This is a genomic window from Clostridium intestinale (assembly GCF_035905475.1).
In the GTDB taxonomy this organism is placed as follows: Bacteria; Bacillota; Clostridia; order Clostridiales; family Clostridiaceae; genus Clostridium_T; species Clostridium_T intestinale.
This window is the reverse complement of sequence record NZ_CP121166.1, coordinates 962,446-976,350: the sequence shown is the minus strand read 5'-3', so window position 1 is coordinate 976,350 and position 13,905 is coordinate 962,446. Positions and strand designations below refer to the sequence as shown.

The 13,905-nt window shown below is 31.3% G+C and carries 15 protein-coding genes and 1 other annotated feature; all 15 genes read right to left on the bottom strand.

The genetic code is table 11. The features are described 5' to 3' along the window. Positions 1 to 42 precede the first annotated feature (42 nt). Positions 43 to 663 (bottom strand): uridine kinase, encoded by a 621-nt coding sequence (gene udk / locus P8F83_RS05020; protein ID WP_073015857.1) that lies wholly within the window; start codon positions 661 to 663, stop codon positions 43 to 45. An 11-nt stretch (positions 664 to 674) separates the two neighbouring features. Continuing rightward, on the bottom strand, positions 675 to 1,898 hold the full coding sequence (locus P8F83_RS05015; RefSeq protein WP_326513708.1) for a peptidase U32 family protein: 1,224 nt from the start codon (positions 1,896 to 1,898) through the stop codon (positions 675 to 677). A 4-nt stretch (positions 1,899 to 1,902) separates the two neighbouring features. Continuing rightward, entirely contained in the window at positions 1,903 to 2,547 is a 645-nt protein-coding gene (locus P8F83_RS05010; protein WP_326513707.1) for an O-methyltransferase, read from the bottom strand. Positions 2,548 to 2,610: 63 nt separating this feature from the next. Continuing rightward, positions 2,611 to 4,437: a translational GTPase TypA gene (typA, locus tag P8F83_RS05005; protein ID WP_181603380.1), complete on the bottom strand. Its 1,827-nt coding sequence runs from the start codon at positions 4,435 to 4,437 to the stop codon at positions 2,611 to 2,613. A 102-nt stretch (positions 4,438 to 4,539) separates the two neighbouring features. Beyond that, on the bottom strand, positions 4,540 to 4,893 hold the full coding sequence (locus P8F83_RS05000) for a YlbF family regulator (RefSeq protein ID WP_315109937.1): 354 nt from the start codon (positions 4,891 to 4,893) through the stop codon (positions 4,540 to 4,542). 15 nt (positions 4,894 to 4,908) lie between these two features. Continuing rightward, complete coding sequence (locus P8F83_RS04995; RefSeq protein WP_073015852.1) at positions 4,909 to 6,576, bottom strand: ribonuclease J; 1,668 nt, start codon at positions 6,574 to 6,576, stop codon at positions 4,909 to 4,911. A 63-nt stretch (positions 6,577 to 6,639) separates the two neighbouring features. Further along, on the bottom strand, positions 6,640 to 7,092 hold the full coding sequence (locus tag P8F83_RS04990; protein WP_021802208.1) for a Fur family transcriptional regulator: 453 nt from the start codon (positions 7,090 to 7,092) through the stop codon (positions 6,640 to 6,642). A 23-nt stretch (positions 7,093 to 7,115) separates the two neighbouring features. After that, positions 7,116 to 7,367 (bottom strand): DUF1292 domain-containing protein, encoded by a 252-nt coding sequence (locus P8F83_RS04985; RefSeq protein WP_073015851.1) that lies wholly within the window; start codon positions 7,365 to 7,367, stop codon positions 7,116 to 7,118. A 47-nt stretch (positions 7,368 to 7,414) separates the two neighbouring features. Next, the gene (gene ruvX, locus P8F83_RS04980; RefSeq protein ID WP_021802210.1) at positions 7,415 to 7,828 is read right to left on the bottom strand and encodes a Holliday junction resolvase RuvX; all 414 of its coding nucleotides are present in this window, start codon (positions 7,826 to 7,828) and stop codon (positions 7,415 to 7,417) included. A 46-nt stretch (positions 7,829 to 7,874) separates the two neighbouring features. After that, on the bottom strand, positions 7,875 to 8,132 hold the full coding sequence (locus P8F83_RS04975; protein WP_021802211.1) for an IreB family regulatory phosphoprotein: 258 nt from the start codon (positions 8,130 to 8,132) through the stop codon (positions 7,875 to 7,877). A 113-nt stretch (positions 8,133 to 8,245) separates the two neighbouring features. After that, positions 8,246 to 10,885, bottom strand: a complete 2,640-nt coding sequence (alaS, locus tag P8F83_RS04970) for an alanine--tRNA ligase (protein ID WP_326513706.1) — start codon at positions 10,883 to 10,885, stop codon at positions 8,246 to 8,248. Between the two features lie 54 nt (positions 10,886 to 10,939). Beyond that, positions 10,940 to 11,116: a binding site (T-box leader), on the bottom strand. A 75-nt stretch (positions 11,117 to 11,191) separates the two neighbouring features. Beyond that, positions 11,192 to 12,220, bottom strand: a complete 1,029-nt coding sequence (locus P8F83_RS04965) for an AI-2E family transporter (RefSeq protein ID WP_326513705.1) — start codon at positions 12,218 to 12,220, stop codon at positions 11,192 to 11,194. Then, a complete protein-coding gene (locus tag P8F83_RS04960; protein ID WP_181603375.1) occupies positions 12,213 to 12,701 on the bottom strand; it encodes a PRC-barrel domain-containing protein in 489 nt (162 codons plus the stop codon). Before P8F83_RS04960 ends, P8F83_RS04965 begins: the two co-directional genes overlap by 8 nt. Positions 12,702 to 12,895: 194 nt before the next feature. Next, on the bottom strand, positions 12,896 to 13,312 hold the full coding sequence (locus tag P8F83_RS04955) for a hypothetical protein (protein WP_326513704.1): 417 nt from the start codon (positions 13,310 to 13,312) through the stop codon (positions 12,896 to 12,898). Between the two features lie 72 nt (positions 13,313 to 13,384). Continuing rightward, a complete protein-coding gene (locus P8F83_RS04950) occupies positions 13,385 to 13,852 on the bottom strand; it encodes a hypothetical protein (protein ID WP_326513703.1) in 468 nt (155 codons plus the stop codon). Positions 13,853 to 13,905: the final 53 nt, after the last annotated feature.

The following is a 13,905-nucleotide window of genomic DNA, read 5'->3' as shown; positions in this document are numbered from 1 at the left end:
TCCCCAGCTAAATTTTTGACTCTAGAGAGATGTTTTATTCAATTAATTTTGTAAAATTTGAGTTATTTTAGAAACCATGATATCTATTGCAACCTTATTCTGTCCACCTTCTGGTATTATAATGTCAGCATACCTTTTAGTAGGCTCTGTAAATTGAAGATGCATTGGTTTAACTACTGATAGGTATTGATCAATAACAGACTCAACAGTTCTTCCTCTTTCTTTAATATCTCGAACCATTCTTCTGATTATTCTAACATCAGCATCAGTATCAACATAAATCTTTATATCTAATAGATCTCTTATTCTTTCATCTTCAAGAACTAATATTCCTTCTATTATTATGATTTCTTTTGAATCAACCTTTATAGTTTCACTTTTTCTATTATGATTTGAAAAATCGTATATAGGCTTATCTATGCTTTTACATTCTAGTAATTGCTTAAGATGTTCAACTAATAAATCATTATCAAAAGCTTTTGGATGATCATAATTAGTTTTAACTCTTTCTTCCATACTTAAATGTGATTGATCTTTGTAATAAGAATCTTGTTCAATCATACCTATACGATTTTCAGAAAAGTTATTATATATTTCTTTTGCTATAGTGCTTTTACCTGAGCCAGTTCCCCCAGTAATTCCAATAAGAATAGGTTTATTCATAATATCCCCCTCTAGTTATCTTTTCCTTTAATAAGCATATCTTTAACTTTTAAAGGAGCATCTACTTTAATTGAGAATATCATTTGAGCCCTTGGTGCAACTTCAATCTTTTCACCTTTTCCATCATGCATATCGGATAATACTATCTCATAGTTTTCTCCAACTGGGCCTAATACCTCTACCTTATCTCCTTCAAATACTCTGTTTCTTTGCTCTATCGTAGCTATTTTATTTACTTCATCATATTCTTTAACCACACCAACGATATCGTAATCTCTTACATAGGAAGATGTGTCATATACTTGTTTATTAGGTTCATTAAAATAAAACCCTGTATGATAACTTCTATGTGATACCTTTAATAAGTTATCTACCCAAGATTGCTTGAGTTCATATCCTTCTGGATTCTCTAAATATGCATCTATTGCCTGTCTATAAGATTTAACTATAGCAGCTACATAGTATGAACTTTTCATTCTTCCTTCAATCTTAAATGAATATATTCCACTTTGCATTAACTCTGGAATATGCTCAATCATACATAGATCTTTAGAATTCATTATGTAACTTCCCTTATCATCTTCAATTATAGGGAAGTATTCTCCTGGTCTTTTCTCTTCAACTAAGTAATATTTATATCTACATGGTTGAGCACAAGCACCTCTATTAGAATCTCTACCTGTCATATAATTAGACATTACACATCTTCCAGAATAACTCATACACATAGAGCCATGTATGAAAGCTTCTATCTCACAATCTTCTGGCAGGTTTTCTCTTATATCTTTAACTTCTTTCATAGTAAGTTCTCTTGCAAGAACTATTCTTTTGACACCTTGATCATACCAGAATTTAGCTGATCTCCAGTTAGTATTGTTAGCTTGAGTACTTAAATGTATCTCTAAGTCTGGAACAACATCTCTAGCTGTAGCTATGATACCAGGGTCTGCTACTATTATGGCGTCTACTTCAAGAGAATATATTTCTTTTAAGTAATCCTCTAGTCCGTATAGATCTCCATTATGAGGAATAACATTTAAAGTCATATAGACTTTTTTTCCTCTTTCATGAGCATACGCTACCCCTTCTTTTATTTGTTCATTTGTAAAGTTATCTGCAAAAGCTCTTAAATTAAGCTTGTTTCCACCTAAATATACAGCATCAGCGCCGTAATCTATAGCTGTTTTTAATTTTTCTAAACTCCCTGCTGGTGCTAGTAGTTCTGGTACTCTCATGCTCTTACCTCCTTTTAGTTATAGCTATCCCATCCCCCATCGGTATAACGGAGGTGATTAAGCTTTCATCTTTTGATACTAACTCTAAATATGTTTTCATTCTTTTTACTATAGTAATTTTTCTTCTTTGAAGTAATTCTCTTGATGCAACCATTCCTCTAAAAAGTACATTATCCGCAATAATAATTCCATCTTGTTTAAGCAATCTTAAACAATGTGGTAAAAAATGATTGTAATGACCTTTTCCAGCATCCATAAAAATCATATCATATTGCTCATCTAAGTTTTCTAAAATCTCTAAACAGTCACCTTTTAGAACTTTTATATTATCCTCTAAAGAAAACATCTTAATATTCTCTTCTGCCATAGCTATCATCTCTTCGCTTCTTTCTATGGTAGTTATATGAGCAATCTTTCCACTTGCTTCATACATCATTATTGCAGAATATCCTATAGCTGTACCTAACTCTAAAATTTTTAAAGGCTTTTGAAAACTTACCATGAACTCTAAAAACTTTGCAGTTTCTTTTTGAACTATTGGAACTTTATTTTCTTTTGCATAATCTTCGAGTTCCTTTAAGATTCCAATATTTTCAGGAATAAGTCCTCTTATATAGCTTTCCATATAATCATAAGTAATTCCGCTCATTTTTCCTCCAACCTTTAAAGGTAAATTTACTCTTAATATAATTAAAAGCCCTAAGGCTATTAATTATTTTTTATTTCTTGATGTTGTTCTTTTTCTTTCTCCGCTATTTAAAACTCTTTTTCTCATTCTTATGTTTTCAGGAGTAACCTCTACTAATTCATCGCTATTAATGAATTCTAAAGATTGTTCAAGAGACATAGCTCTAGGAGTTGTTAATTTTAACGCATCATCTGAACCTGAAGATCTAGTATTTGTTAATTGCTTTCTCTTACATACATTAACATCTAAATCATCAGCTCTTGAAGATTCTCCAACTATCATTCCTTCATATACTTCAACTCCAGCACCTATAAATAAAGTACCTCTTTCTTGAGCGTTGTATAATCCATAAGTTATAGCTTCACCTGATTCAAAAGCAACTATTGATCCTCTGCTTCTTCCTGGAATTTCACCCTTAAATGGCTCATATCCGTGGAATACGTGATTCATTATACCATTACCTTTAGTATCAGTTAAGAATTCATTTCTAAATCCTATAAGTCCTCTAGCTGGGATATTAAATTCTAATCTTGTATAACCATTTTGAGCAGATGTCATATTGACCATTTCTGCTTTTCTTGGTCCTAATTTCTCCATAACAGGTCCCATAAATTCTTCTGGAACATCTATAGTTAAATATTCTATTGGCTCAAGCTTCTTACCATTTTCAACTTTAAATATAACATTAGCTTTAGAAACTTGTAGCTCATATCCTTCTCTTCTCATAGTTTCGATTAATATTGATAAGTGAAGTTCTCCTCTACCAGATACTTCGAAACAGTCTGGAGTAATTTCTACAACTTTTAAACTTACGTTTGTTTCAAGTTCTTTAAATAATCTGTCTCTTAAATGTCTTGAAGTTATAAAATCTCCTTCTTTACCTGCAAATGGTGAATCATTAACCATAAAGTTCATGCTTAAAGTAGGCTCGTCTATATCAACAAATGGTAGTGCTTCTGGATTAGCAGAATCTGCTATAGTTTCACCTATATTAGCGTCACCAATACCTGAAACAGCGATTATATCTCCAATTGAAGCAGTATCAGCATCTACTCTTTTAAGACCTTCATAAGTATAGATGTTAGAAGCTTTAAAGTTAGTTGTACTTCCATCTTTTCTAACTATTGATAAGTTTTGGTTTTTCTTTATAGTTCCACGAACTATTTTACCAATAGCTATTTTACCTACATACTCACTAGTATCTAATGTAGTTATAAGCATTTGAAGTGGTTCTTCTGGATATCCTTTAGGAGCATCAACTCTTTCAACTATAGTATTAAATAAAGGTTCCATGTTGCTTGATTCTTCATCTATCTCAAGTTTTGCTATACCTTCTCTTGCTGATGCATAAACTATAGGAAAATCTAATTGCTCATCTTCAGCACCAAGTTCTAAGAATAAGTCAAAAACTTCGTCTATAACTTCTTCTGGTCTAGCATTAGGTTTATCAATTTTGTTTATAACAACTATAGGTTTTAATCCAAGTTCAAGTGCTTTTCTTAAAACGAATTTAGTTTGTGGCATTGGACCTTCATAAGAATCTACTACAAGTAGAACAGAGTCTACCATTTTAAGAACACGTTCAACTTCTCCACCAAAGTCAGCATGGCCTGGTGTATCTATAATGTTGATCTTTATACCATTATGTATAACAGCAGTATTTTTAGAAAGAATTGTTATTCCTCTCTCTTTTTCTAGGTCATTAGAGTCCATTACTCTTTCTTCTACTCTTTCGTTAGTTCTGAATATATTACTTTGTTTTAATAGTGCGTCTACCAATGTTGTCTTACCATGGTCAACATGGGCAATAATTGCTATATTTCTTATATCTTCTCTTACAGTTAAGTTCATTATTTATTCCTCCAAACAATTTGCAAAATAAAATTGGATACTTACGTATCCAATTTCATGTCTATACTACATTCTAATCTTATAGTGAGAAAAAGTCAAACTTTATTCTTGAGAAGGTGCAATAATATTTACACCTATTGCCTCATTTAAAGTTTTTAAAATACCGTCCCACATAACAGCGAAGCTAGCTTCAGATGAAATGTAATTTGAAACTTCTGGATTTAAAGTCATAATAGTTCCAAAGTTTCTCATTTCTTCTTGAGTCTCTGCTGAAACAGTTCCAGTTTGCACTTGCTCACTGTATGCTTTAAATTGAATTTTTCTAAAATCTTCAACCATCTTTTTAGCTTCTGGGTTACCATTTATTTTTTCTGTAGCCTCTCTATAGGCCACAACTTGAGAATCTTCTTTTAAGGCTTTAGCTAATTCATTCACCTTATCATTAATGTTTACCATAAATTTCTCCTAAATCTATATTTCCATTATTATAGGAAGAATCATAGGTCTTCTCTTAGTTTTTTCATATAAGAAATTTCTTAATTCATCCTTAATATTTGTTTTCATTGTAGCCCAATCAGTTATCTTTTTCTCTTCACAGTTTCTTAGTACCTTTTTAACTATCTCTCTAGCATCATCCATAAGTCTTTCAGATTCTCTAACATATACAAATCCTCTAGAAATTATATCAGGACCAGCTATAACGGTACTAGATTCCTTTTCGATAGTAACTACAACAGTAAGTATTCCATCTTGCGATAGGTGTTTTCGGTCTCTTAAAACAATATTTCCAACATCTCCAACGCCAAGTCCATCAACAAAAATTTGTCCTGAAGTTACTGTTCCATTTTTTCTTATAGAATCTCTTGTAACCTCTATAACTTCCCCATTTTCAGGAATATGGATATTCTTCTCCGGAAGTCCTAGCTTCATAGCAAGTTCTCCATGTTGTTTTAAGTGTCTAAACTCTCCATGTACAGGTATGAAGTTTCTTGGTTTAACTAAAGTATGCATAAGTTTAAGTTCTTCTTGGAAAGCATGACCTGATACGTGAACATCAGCTAATGCTTCATAAATAACATCTGCACCTTTTTTAAATAAAAGATTTATAACTCTAGAAACCAACTTCTCATTACCTGGAATTGGTGAAGCTGATATTATAACAGTATCCCCTTCAATAACATTAAGTTTCTTATGATCAGAACTCGCCATTCTAGCAAGAGCTGACATAGGCTCACCTTGGCTGCCTGTAGTTATTACAACAACCTTGTCATTAGGATACTTATTAATATCATCAACGCTTATTAATACATCCTTATTAAATTCTATATATCCAAGCTCTACTGCAACTTGAACAACATTCTCCATGCTTCTACCTGATACAGCTACTTTTCTGCCATATATTTGAGCTGCAGTTATAATTTGCTGTATTCTGTGAACATTGGATGCAAATGTTGCAACTATTATTCTACCTTTAGCTTTTCCAAAGAAATTAATAAAGTTTTCACCAACCACTCTTTCAGACAAGGTATAACCTGGTCTTTCAACATTCGTAGAGTCAGCAAGCATTACAAGTACTCCTTTTCTTCCAAGCTCAGCAAGTCTTGAAAAATCAGTTGGTTCATTATCAATAGGCGTATAGTCTATCTTAAAATCACCAGTGTGAAGTACTGCTCCAATAGGGGTGTGAATTGCTATTGCACATGCATCTGCAATTGAGTGATTTATCTTTATAAACTCCACAGACACAGCATTAAGTTTCACAACCTCTCTTGGTTTTACTCTTATAAGTTCAACTGAACTTAATAAACCGTGCTCTTTTAATTTTGTTTCAACTAACCCTAAGGTAAGTTTAGTTCCATACACAGGAACATTTAATTGCTTTAAAACATAAGGCAAGGCTCCTATATGATCTTCATGACCATGAGTTAAGAATATTCCTCTAACCTTATCAGCATTCTTCTGTAGGTATGATACATCTGGAATTACAACGTCTATTCCAAACATATCTTCATCTGGAAACTTCATTCCGCAATCTATTACTACGATATCATCTTTAAATTCAATAGCAGTAATGTTTTTCCCGATCTCACTAATTCCTCCAAGAGGAATTATTTTAACCTTTGCTTTTTCTCTTTTCATATTTCCCCTCCTTCTTATAGGTGTCTACAAAGGATGTCATCTCAATCGAGAGGATACCTTTATTTATTTGTCTCTACATTTATCACAAACTCCAAAAAACTTAACTGAGTGATCCGTTATCGCAAAGTTATAAGAATTTTGAATCTTTTGTTCAATTTCATCTAATAAATCATCTTCCACTTCTATAACCCCACCACAAACGTTACATACTAAGTGGTGATGTCTATGATTTTCGCCCTCATGAGCTAATTCGAATCTAGCACAACCATCATCTAAATCCAATTTATATATTATACCTAAATCTTCAAGTAAAAGTATGGTTCTATAAACCGTAGCTAACCCGATCTCTGGACAATCTCTCTTTACCTCATCATAAATTTCCTCAGCAGTTAAATGCTTACCCTCATTTTTGATTATAGAGTTTACAATCGCTCTTCTTTGAGGTGTCAGCTTATACCCTTTTTTCTTAAAATCTTCCTTTAAAGAATTTACTTCTTCCTCATTTAAATATGGCATAAAATTACCCTCTCTTCTATAAATTACTCGCTAAATAACGTTTCATAAGCTTCTGCAACCATCTCAAATTCATTTTCGTCTTCTATGCTTACAAGAACCTCATTTCCATCTTCATCTTTAACAATTTTTAACGCAACAGCTTCTTCTTCATCCCCATCTGAAGGAATAACTATTACATATTCATTTTCTTCAATATCAAGTTTTGTCACAACATCAAATTCTTTTTCTTCTCCGTCCTCATCTAATAAGGTAATTTTATCAACTTCGTTTTCCATAAAAACACTCCTTTAAATATTTTAAAATTATATATTAAGCATTAACCCTATCTAGATTTTCTATCTAAATAGCCCTGTAAGATAAAGGTTGCAGCTATTTTATCCACTATTTTTTTTCTTTTTTCTCTTGATAAGTCGGCTTCTAACATAGCTCTATGAGCAGCTACAGTTGTAAGTCTTTCATCCCAATACACAATTTCAGGATTAAAAGCAGCCTTTAACTTTTCACAAAATTTATATGTTCTCTCTCCTGCTTCTCCTATAGTTCCATTCATATTTTTTGGTAGTCCTATCACTATAGTTTGTACAGAATACTCATCATATATCCTTTTTATTTCTTCGATATCGCTATTAAAGTTCTTCCTTTTTACAGTAGTAATCCCTTGTGCAGTAAACCCTAAAGGATCGCTTACAGCAACTCCTATAGTTTTTGTACCTAAATCTAAACCTAAAATACGCATTATATATACTCCTCAATTAACAATAAAGAGCACCCGAAGGCACTCTTTACTCTATTCCTAGATAGGATTTTATTACTTCTTCTAGAATCTCATCTCTTTCTAGTTTTCTCACTAGAGCTCTAGCTCCATTGTAGTTAGTAATATATGTTGGATCTCCGGAAATCAAGTAGCCTACTAATTGATTCACAGGATTATATCCTTTCTCAATAAGTGAATCATAAACTTCTGTCAGCATTGCCTTTGTTAAATCTTTTTTATCTCTATTTCTATCAAACATCATAGTATTTTGTATATTGTCGTTCATAATTCGCTGCTAAAAGGCAGCTTCACCATCCCTTCGCACAATATTACATTAACATATTAATAAATATACCCATTATCTAAGTTTATTATAACTTAATATATTAAAAATGTACACTATTTTACCAAATTTTCAATCACTTCATATGATTTGGCAATAGCTTCATTAACTTTCAGCGGATCTTTACCACCCGCCTGCGCCATATCTGGTCTTCCACCACCGCCACCACCAGCTACGGTAGCAACTTCTTTAATGATTTTACCACAGTGTACGCCTTTTGGTAATGCATTTTTAGTAGCCATAGATACAAAGTTAACCTTATCTCCTAAAACGCTACCTAAAACAACTACACCAAGGTCTAATTTATTTCTTACCTTATCAGCAAGATCTCTTAAAGAATTAGCATCAACATCTGAAACTACATAAGCAACAACTTCTACATCGTTTATTACTTTTTTAGCTCCTAATATTTCATCTTCAATTCCAGAAACTAATTTACTCTTTAGCTCTTGAATTTCTTTGTCCTTTTCCTTAAGCTCTTGAGTTGTTGTATTAATTTTTTTAATTACTTCTTTTTCGCTGCATTTTAATATTCCACAAGCTTCTTTTAATAGATTTTGTTTTTCTTCCATATATCTTAAAGCATTAAATCCAGTTAAAGCTTCTATTCTTCTTACTCCAGCTGCAACACCAGCTTCAGAAACAATCTTAAATAATCCAATCTCTCCTGAATTTCTAACATGGGTTCCTCCACATAGTTCCTTTGAGAATTCCCCAACAGAAACCACTCTAACTTTATCACCATATTTATCATCAAATAAAGCCATAGCTCCAGAAGATTTTGCTTCATCCATAGTCATAACATCAGTATCAACATCAAATACTTCCATTATTTTTTCATTAACTAAATCCTCAACCTTGTCAAGCTCTTCTCTAGTTAATCCTTGGAAGTGTGTAAAGTCAAATCTTAATCTTTCAGCATCAACATAAGATCCAGATTGAGATACATGCTCTCCTAGTATTTCTCTTAAAGCTTCATGAAGCATATGAGTTGCAGTATGGTTTTTACCTATGTTGCTTCTTCTTACTCTATTTACCTTAAGTGTTACTTCTTCATTAACTAAAACTTCACCTTGAACTACAGTAACGTAGTGGATTGTCTTTCCAGAAACATTTTTCTTAGTGTCATAAACTTCTGCCTTAAAAATATCATTATAAATAACACCAGTGTCTCCTACTTGACCTCCCATTTCAGCATAAAATGGAGTGTTAGAAGTAACTATATAACCTTTATCTCCTTCGGATAACTTTTCTTTTAAATCACTACTATCAGCTAATGCAACCACTTCTGATTTAAGTTCAAGTTTTGAATATCCTGAGAATTCAGTTTCTATATAAGCATCTAATTTATTGATAGGTTTATCATCAGTACCCATGTAAGTACTTTCCCCTCTTGCTTCTCTAGCTGAGGTTCTTTGATGTTCCATAGACTTATTAAAACCTTCTAAATCTAAAGATAAACCTTTTTCCTCTAATATTTCCATAGTAAGTTCTAGTGGGAATCCAAAAGTATCATATAATTTGAAAGCTTTTTCTCCAACTAATACAGTTTCAGAAGCCTTCTCCATTTCTTCTATATAAGACTTTAATATATCCATCCCAGAATCTATAGTTTCATTAAACCTTTGCTCTTCTAATAAAATAATTTTCTTTATATAATCCTTCTTTTCAACTAAATTAGAATAAGCTTTTCCATAGTTCTCAATAACAACATCAACTATATCTATAAGGAAAATATCCTTAGCGCCTAACAATCTTCCATGTCTTGCAGCTCTTCTTAATAATCTTCTTAAAACATAACCTCTTCCTTCATTTGAAGGTAAAACTCCATCAGAAATTAAAATAGCAACACTCTTAAGATGGTCAGTAATTATTCTTAAAGATATATCTTTGTTAGGGTCCTCACCATATTTAGAGTTTGTAACCCCACATACCTTGTTAAGTATACTTCTTACTGTATCTATTTCAAAAATATTGTTTACCCCTTGCATTATTGTAGCTATTCTTTCAAGTCCCATTCCAGTATCTATATTAGGTTTTGCAAGTTTATTGTAAACTCCTTGCTCATCCTTATCAAATTGAGTAAATACAAGGTTCCAAAACTCAACTATTCTATCATCATCAGCAGCCTTTAAAAATTCTTCAACAGTTTGAACCTTACCTTCTCCTCTGTCAAAGTGAATTTCTGTACAAGGTCCACAAGGTCCTACTCCTATTTCCCAGAAGTTATCATCCTTACCTAATCTAAAAATTCTGCTTGGATCTACATCTGTTTTTGAAGTCCAAATATCAAAAGCTTCATCATCTTCTAAATATATAGTTACATAAAGCTTATCTTTAGGAATTTGTAAAGTTTCAGTTATAAACTCCCAAGCCCAAGGAATAATTTCTTCCTTAAAATAATCTCCAAAAGAAAAGTTTCCAAGCATCTCAAAGAAAGTACCATGTCTTGAGGTTTTTCCTACGTTTTCAATATCACCAGTTCTTATGCACTTTTGACAAGTTGTTACTCTGTTTTTAGGTGGCTCTTGAAGTCCTGTGAAATAAGGCTTTAATGGCGCCATACCCGCATTAATTAATAATAAACTCTTATCATTTTTAGGTACAAGAGAAAAACTCTCAAGCCTTAAATGTTCTTTACTTTCAAAAAAACTTAAATACGCTTCTCTAAGCTCATTTGCTCCCATGAATTTCATATACTTTACCTCCAACAATAAAAAAAATTAAAATAAAAAGCCCTTCATCCCTAAACAAGGGACGAAAGACATAACTTCCGCGGTACCACCCTAATTATGCTAAAATCTTAGCATCACTCAAGAAAATCAGCTCCAAGACAGCTTCAATTTAATATGTAAGAAGTTTTCACCAAAGCCACTTCCTCTCTAGATACATTAATTAAATCTACTCATTCTCTTCACAGCCAAACACAAACATATATTTGAATTATAGGATACGCCGATAACTTTGTCAATATTTATCACCTTTAGTCATAACTAATATCTCTAAAATAAATAATAATTTATATCCTCATATATAACCTTAACCATAACACCTATAGGAACAGCCAAAACCATCCCAAATATTCCTCCTAATTTTTCTCCTATTAAAAGCAATAATATAATACAAATAGGATGCATACTAATAGATTCCCCTGTAACCTTAGGAGCTATAAGATCCCCTTCTAACTGCTGTATTACAAAATATAATATAGCAACAGCAATGGCCTTAGATGGAGAAGTTAAAAAAGCTATTAAAAGAGCTGGAACTAACCCTATTATAGGCCCAAAATAAGGAATTATATTAAATATTCCATTTAAAATAGAGAGCCATAAAGGAAATTTAATCCCTATTACAAGTAAACCTATAAAGGTCAAAACTATTATAATAAGTGACAATAGAAGCTGAGAGAATATATATTTACCTAAAAGTCTATCTATATCCTTACCGATAAGTTTAACAACACTTTTTTTTTCAGTTGGAAGAACCAATAAAAGCTTGCTGCCAAGAGTTTTCCCATCAGCTAGAAAGTAATAGGTCACAACAGGAATTATAGCCAAGGAAATCATATTCTCCCACAAAGCTATAAGGGTATCAAAAAATCTATAAGAAGTATCAATAAGCCAAACATTTAACTTTTCACTAGTCTGTTCATAAATAACATCTACAACACCTATATTATAACTTCTAAGTTTATTAAGAACTGAATCGATTAATTCAGTAAATCCATTTAAAATATTTTCTATATCCAAAGTTTCTTTAAATAATGTTGGTATCAATAAAGCAAAAGTTAAAACAACAGTACCTAATATAGCAACTACTAATAAGGCAGAGACTAACCTCTCGTTAAACTTAAATTTACTTACTATAGAATTTTTAACAGGTTTTAAACTATAGGCTATTATAAAGGATGTAAAAACCACACCTACTATCTCTCTTATAATAGAACTTTTATTTATTATGAATATAATAGCTAGTAATAAAAGTAATATTCCAATTCTTTTGCCCCACTTCACCACATAACTTCTATTCATTAGACATCACCAAATTGTGTGGAAGAGACTTAAAGGATATCCTTTGATCCTCATAATATAATATTTCTTTTTCACCAAGTATGCTGTTATTTATAAGCAAGACTCTTTTTCCCTTATATATTTTATCAAAAATTCCTGAGGCAACAATCATACCTTTAATCGAATAATTCAATAAATTAATAAGAACATCCTCAACTACACCTAAAATATTCCCCTCGTTACTTATTACCTCCATATCCTTAATATCCAAAAAAGCTATACCTTCTTCAGAGGTTGTTTTAGCCGTCACTATAATCTCATTTAAAGATAAAATATCCTCAATAGCTATAAACTGCTTTTTCTTAAACAAACTAAAAGCCGAAATCTTAAACCCCTTAACTATTCCTTTATAAAAATCTATATATATATCAGTTACTGTTCCTATTTTCTTTCCCCCAACATCAAAAACCATCATACCCACAAAATCTTTCCTACGTTTCAAAAAATCGCCTCCCATAGAAAATTATATATTTAGTATTTCTAAAAATTGATAAAATATAACATTTATTTATGAAGTTTCATTAGATTCTTTATGCCTATTTTCCTAAAAATAAAAAAACTCTGCCATAAACTTTTATCTGTTTATAGCAGAGTGCTATTATAAAATGTTATTATTTCCAAACAACTTTAAGTTCTTCAATATCTCTCAATATTATTTTCATCAGTAAATCTTTTTATAAACTCATAAGTTTTAGGAGCTTTTATATTTAAAATAGACTTTCCATCTTTGAAATATAATTTTATGATATTTTTTGTGTTTTCATGGAAAGTTAAAGTTTCCCCAGTAGTAAGCTCAATGACAAAATCGTAATATAGTGTACCCACCTCTCCACATAAACTCTTTTTTCTCATTTTACTTACTTCATCTATTATCATCTCTTTATCCGCATCACTAACTTTAATAGAATAATATCCATTTTTATTAGAATACTTACAATATATATCCTTAACATTTTCCCTCGAAATTTTATAATGAGGTTTTATGTTAATATAATAAAGCAGTAAAGCTAAACCCATTATAGCGACCATAAAAGTCCACTTTTTCTTATTCATACATATCCCCTTTTTAATTCTAAAAATACTCTAGTTAAAATATTTTACTATATCTCACTTGCAAATTGGAATTTAGCGTTCTGCAATTTCTTTAGCTAATTTACTCTTTTTCAACTTGCTATGTTTAATTAAATCAATTAGTATTTTGGGATTTCTATATGAAAGTCTAACAAAAAAGTAATTTATCCATTCTACAATAGCAAATAACAAAAGAAAAAAGCCTATGCTAATATGAAATATATTAGTATCTATACCAATTAATATTACTGGTATAGATACTAGGATGAGAGCTAAGTTAAAATACTTGAGAATATAAAAACTCCCCCCAACATTTCTTATATATTTACCTTTTAGCCTTTGTAAACAAATAAACCAATATAAAGCTCCCTGAAAAAGAATAAAACACAACACTAGTAATGGATAGAATACAGGAAGGACAAAATCCTTGAATCTCCAATAGTATATAGACAGAAAAACTACTATACTTGCCAATTCCCCAGTATATAATTGGGTTAATTTATTAATTAAGCCTTTCTTCATTCCTCATTACTCCTATAAAAATTACTATTTAACTTACTCACTGAATAATACTA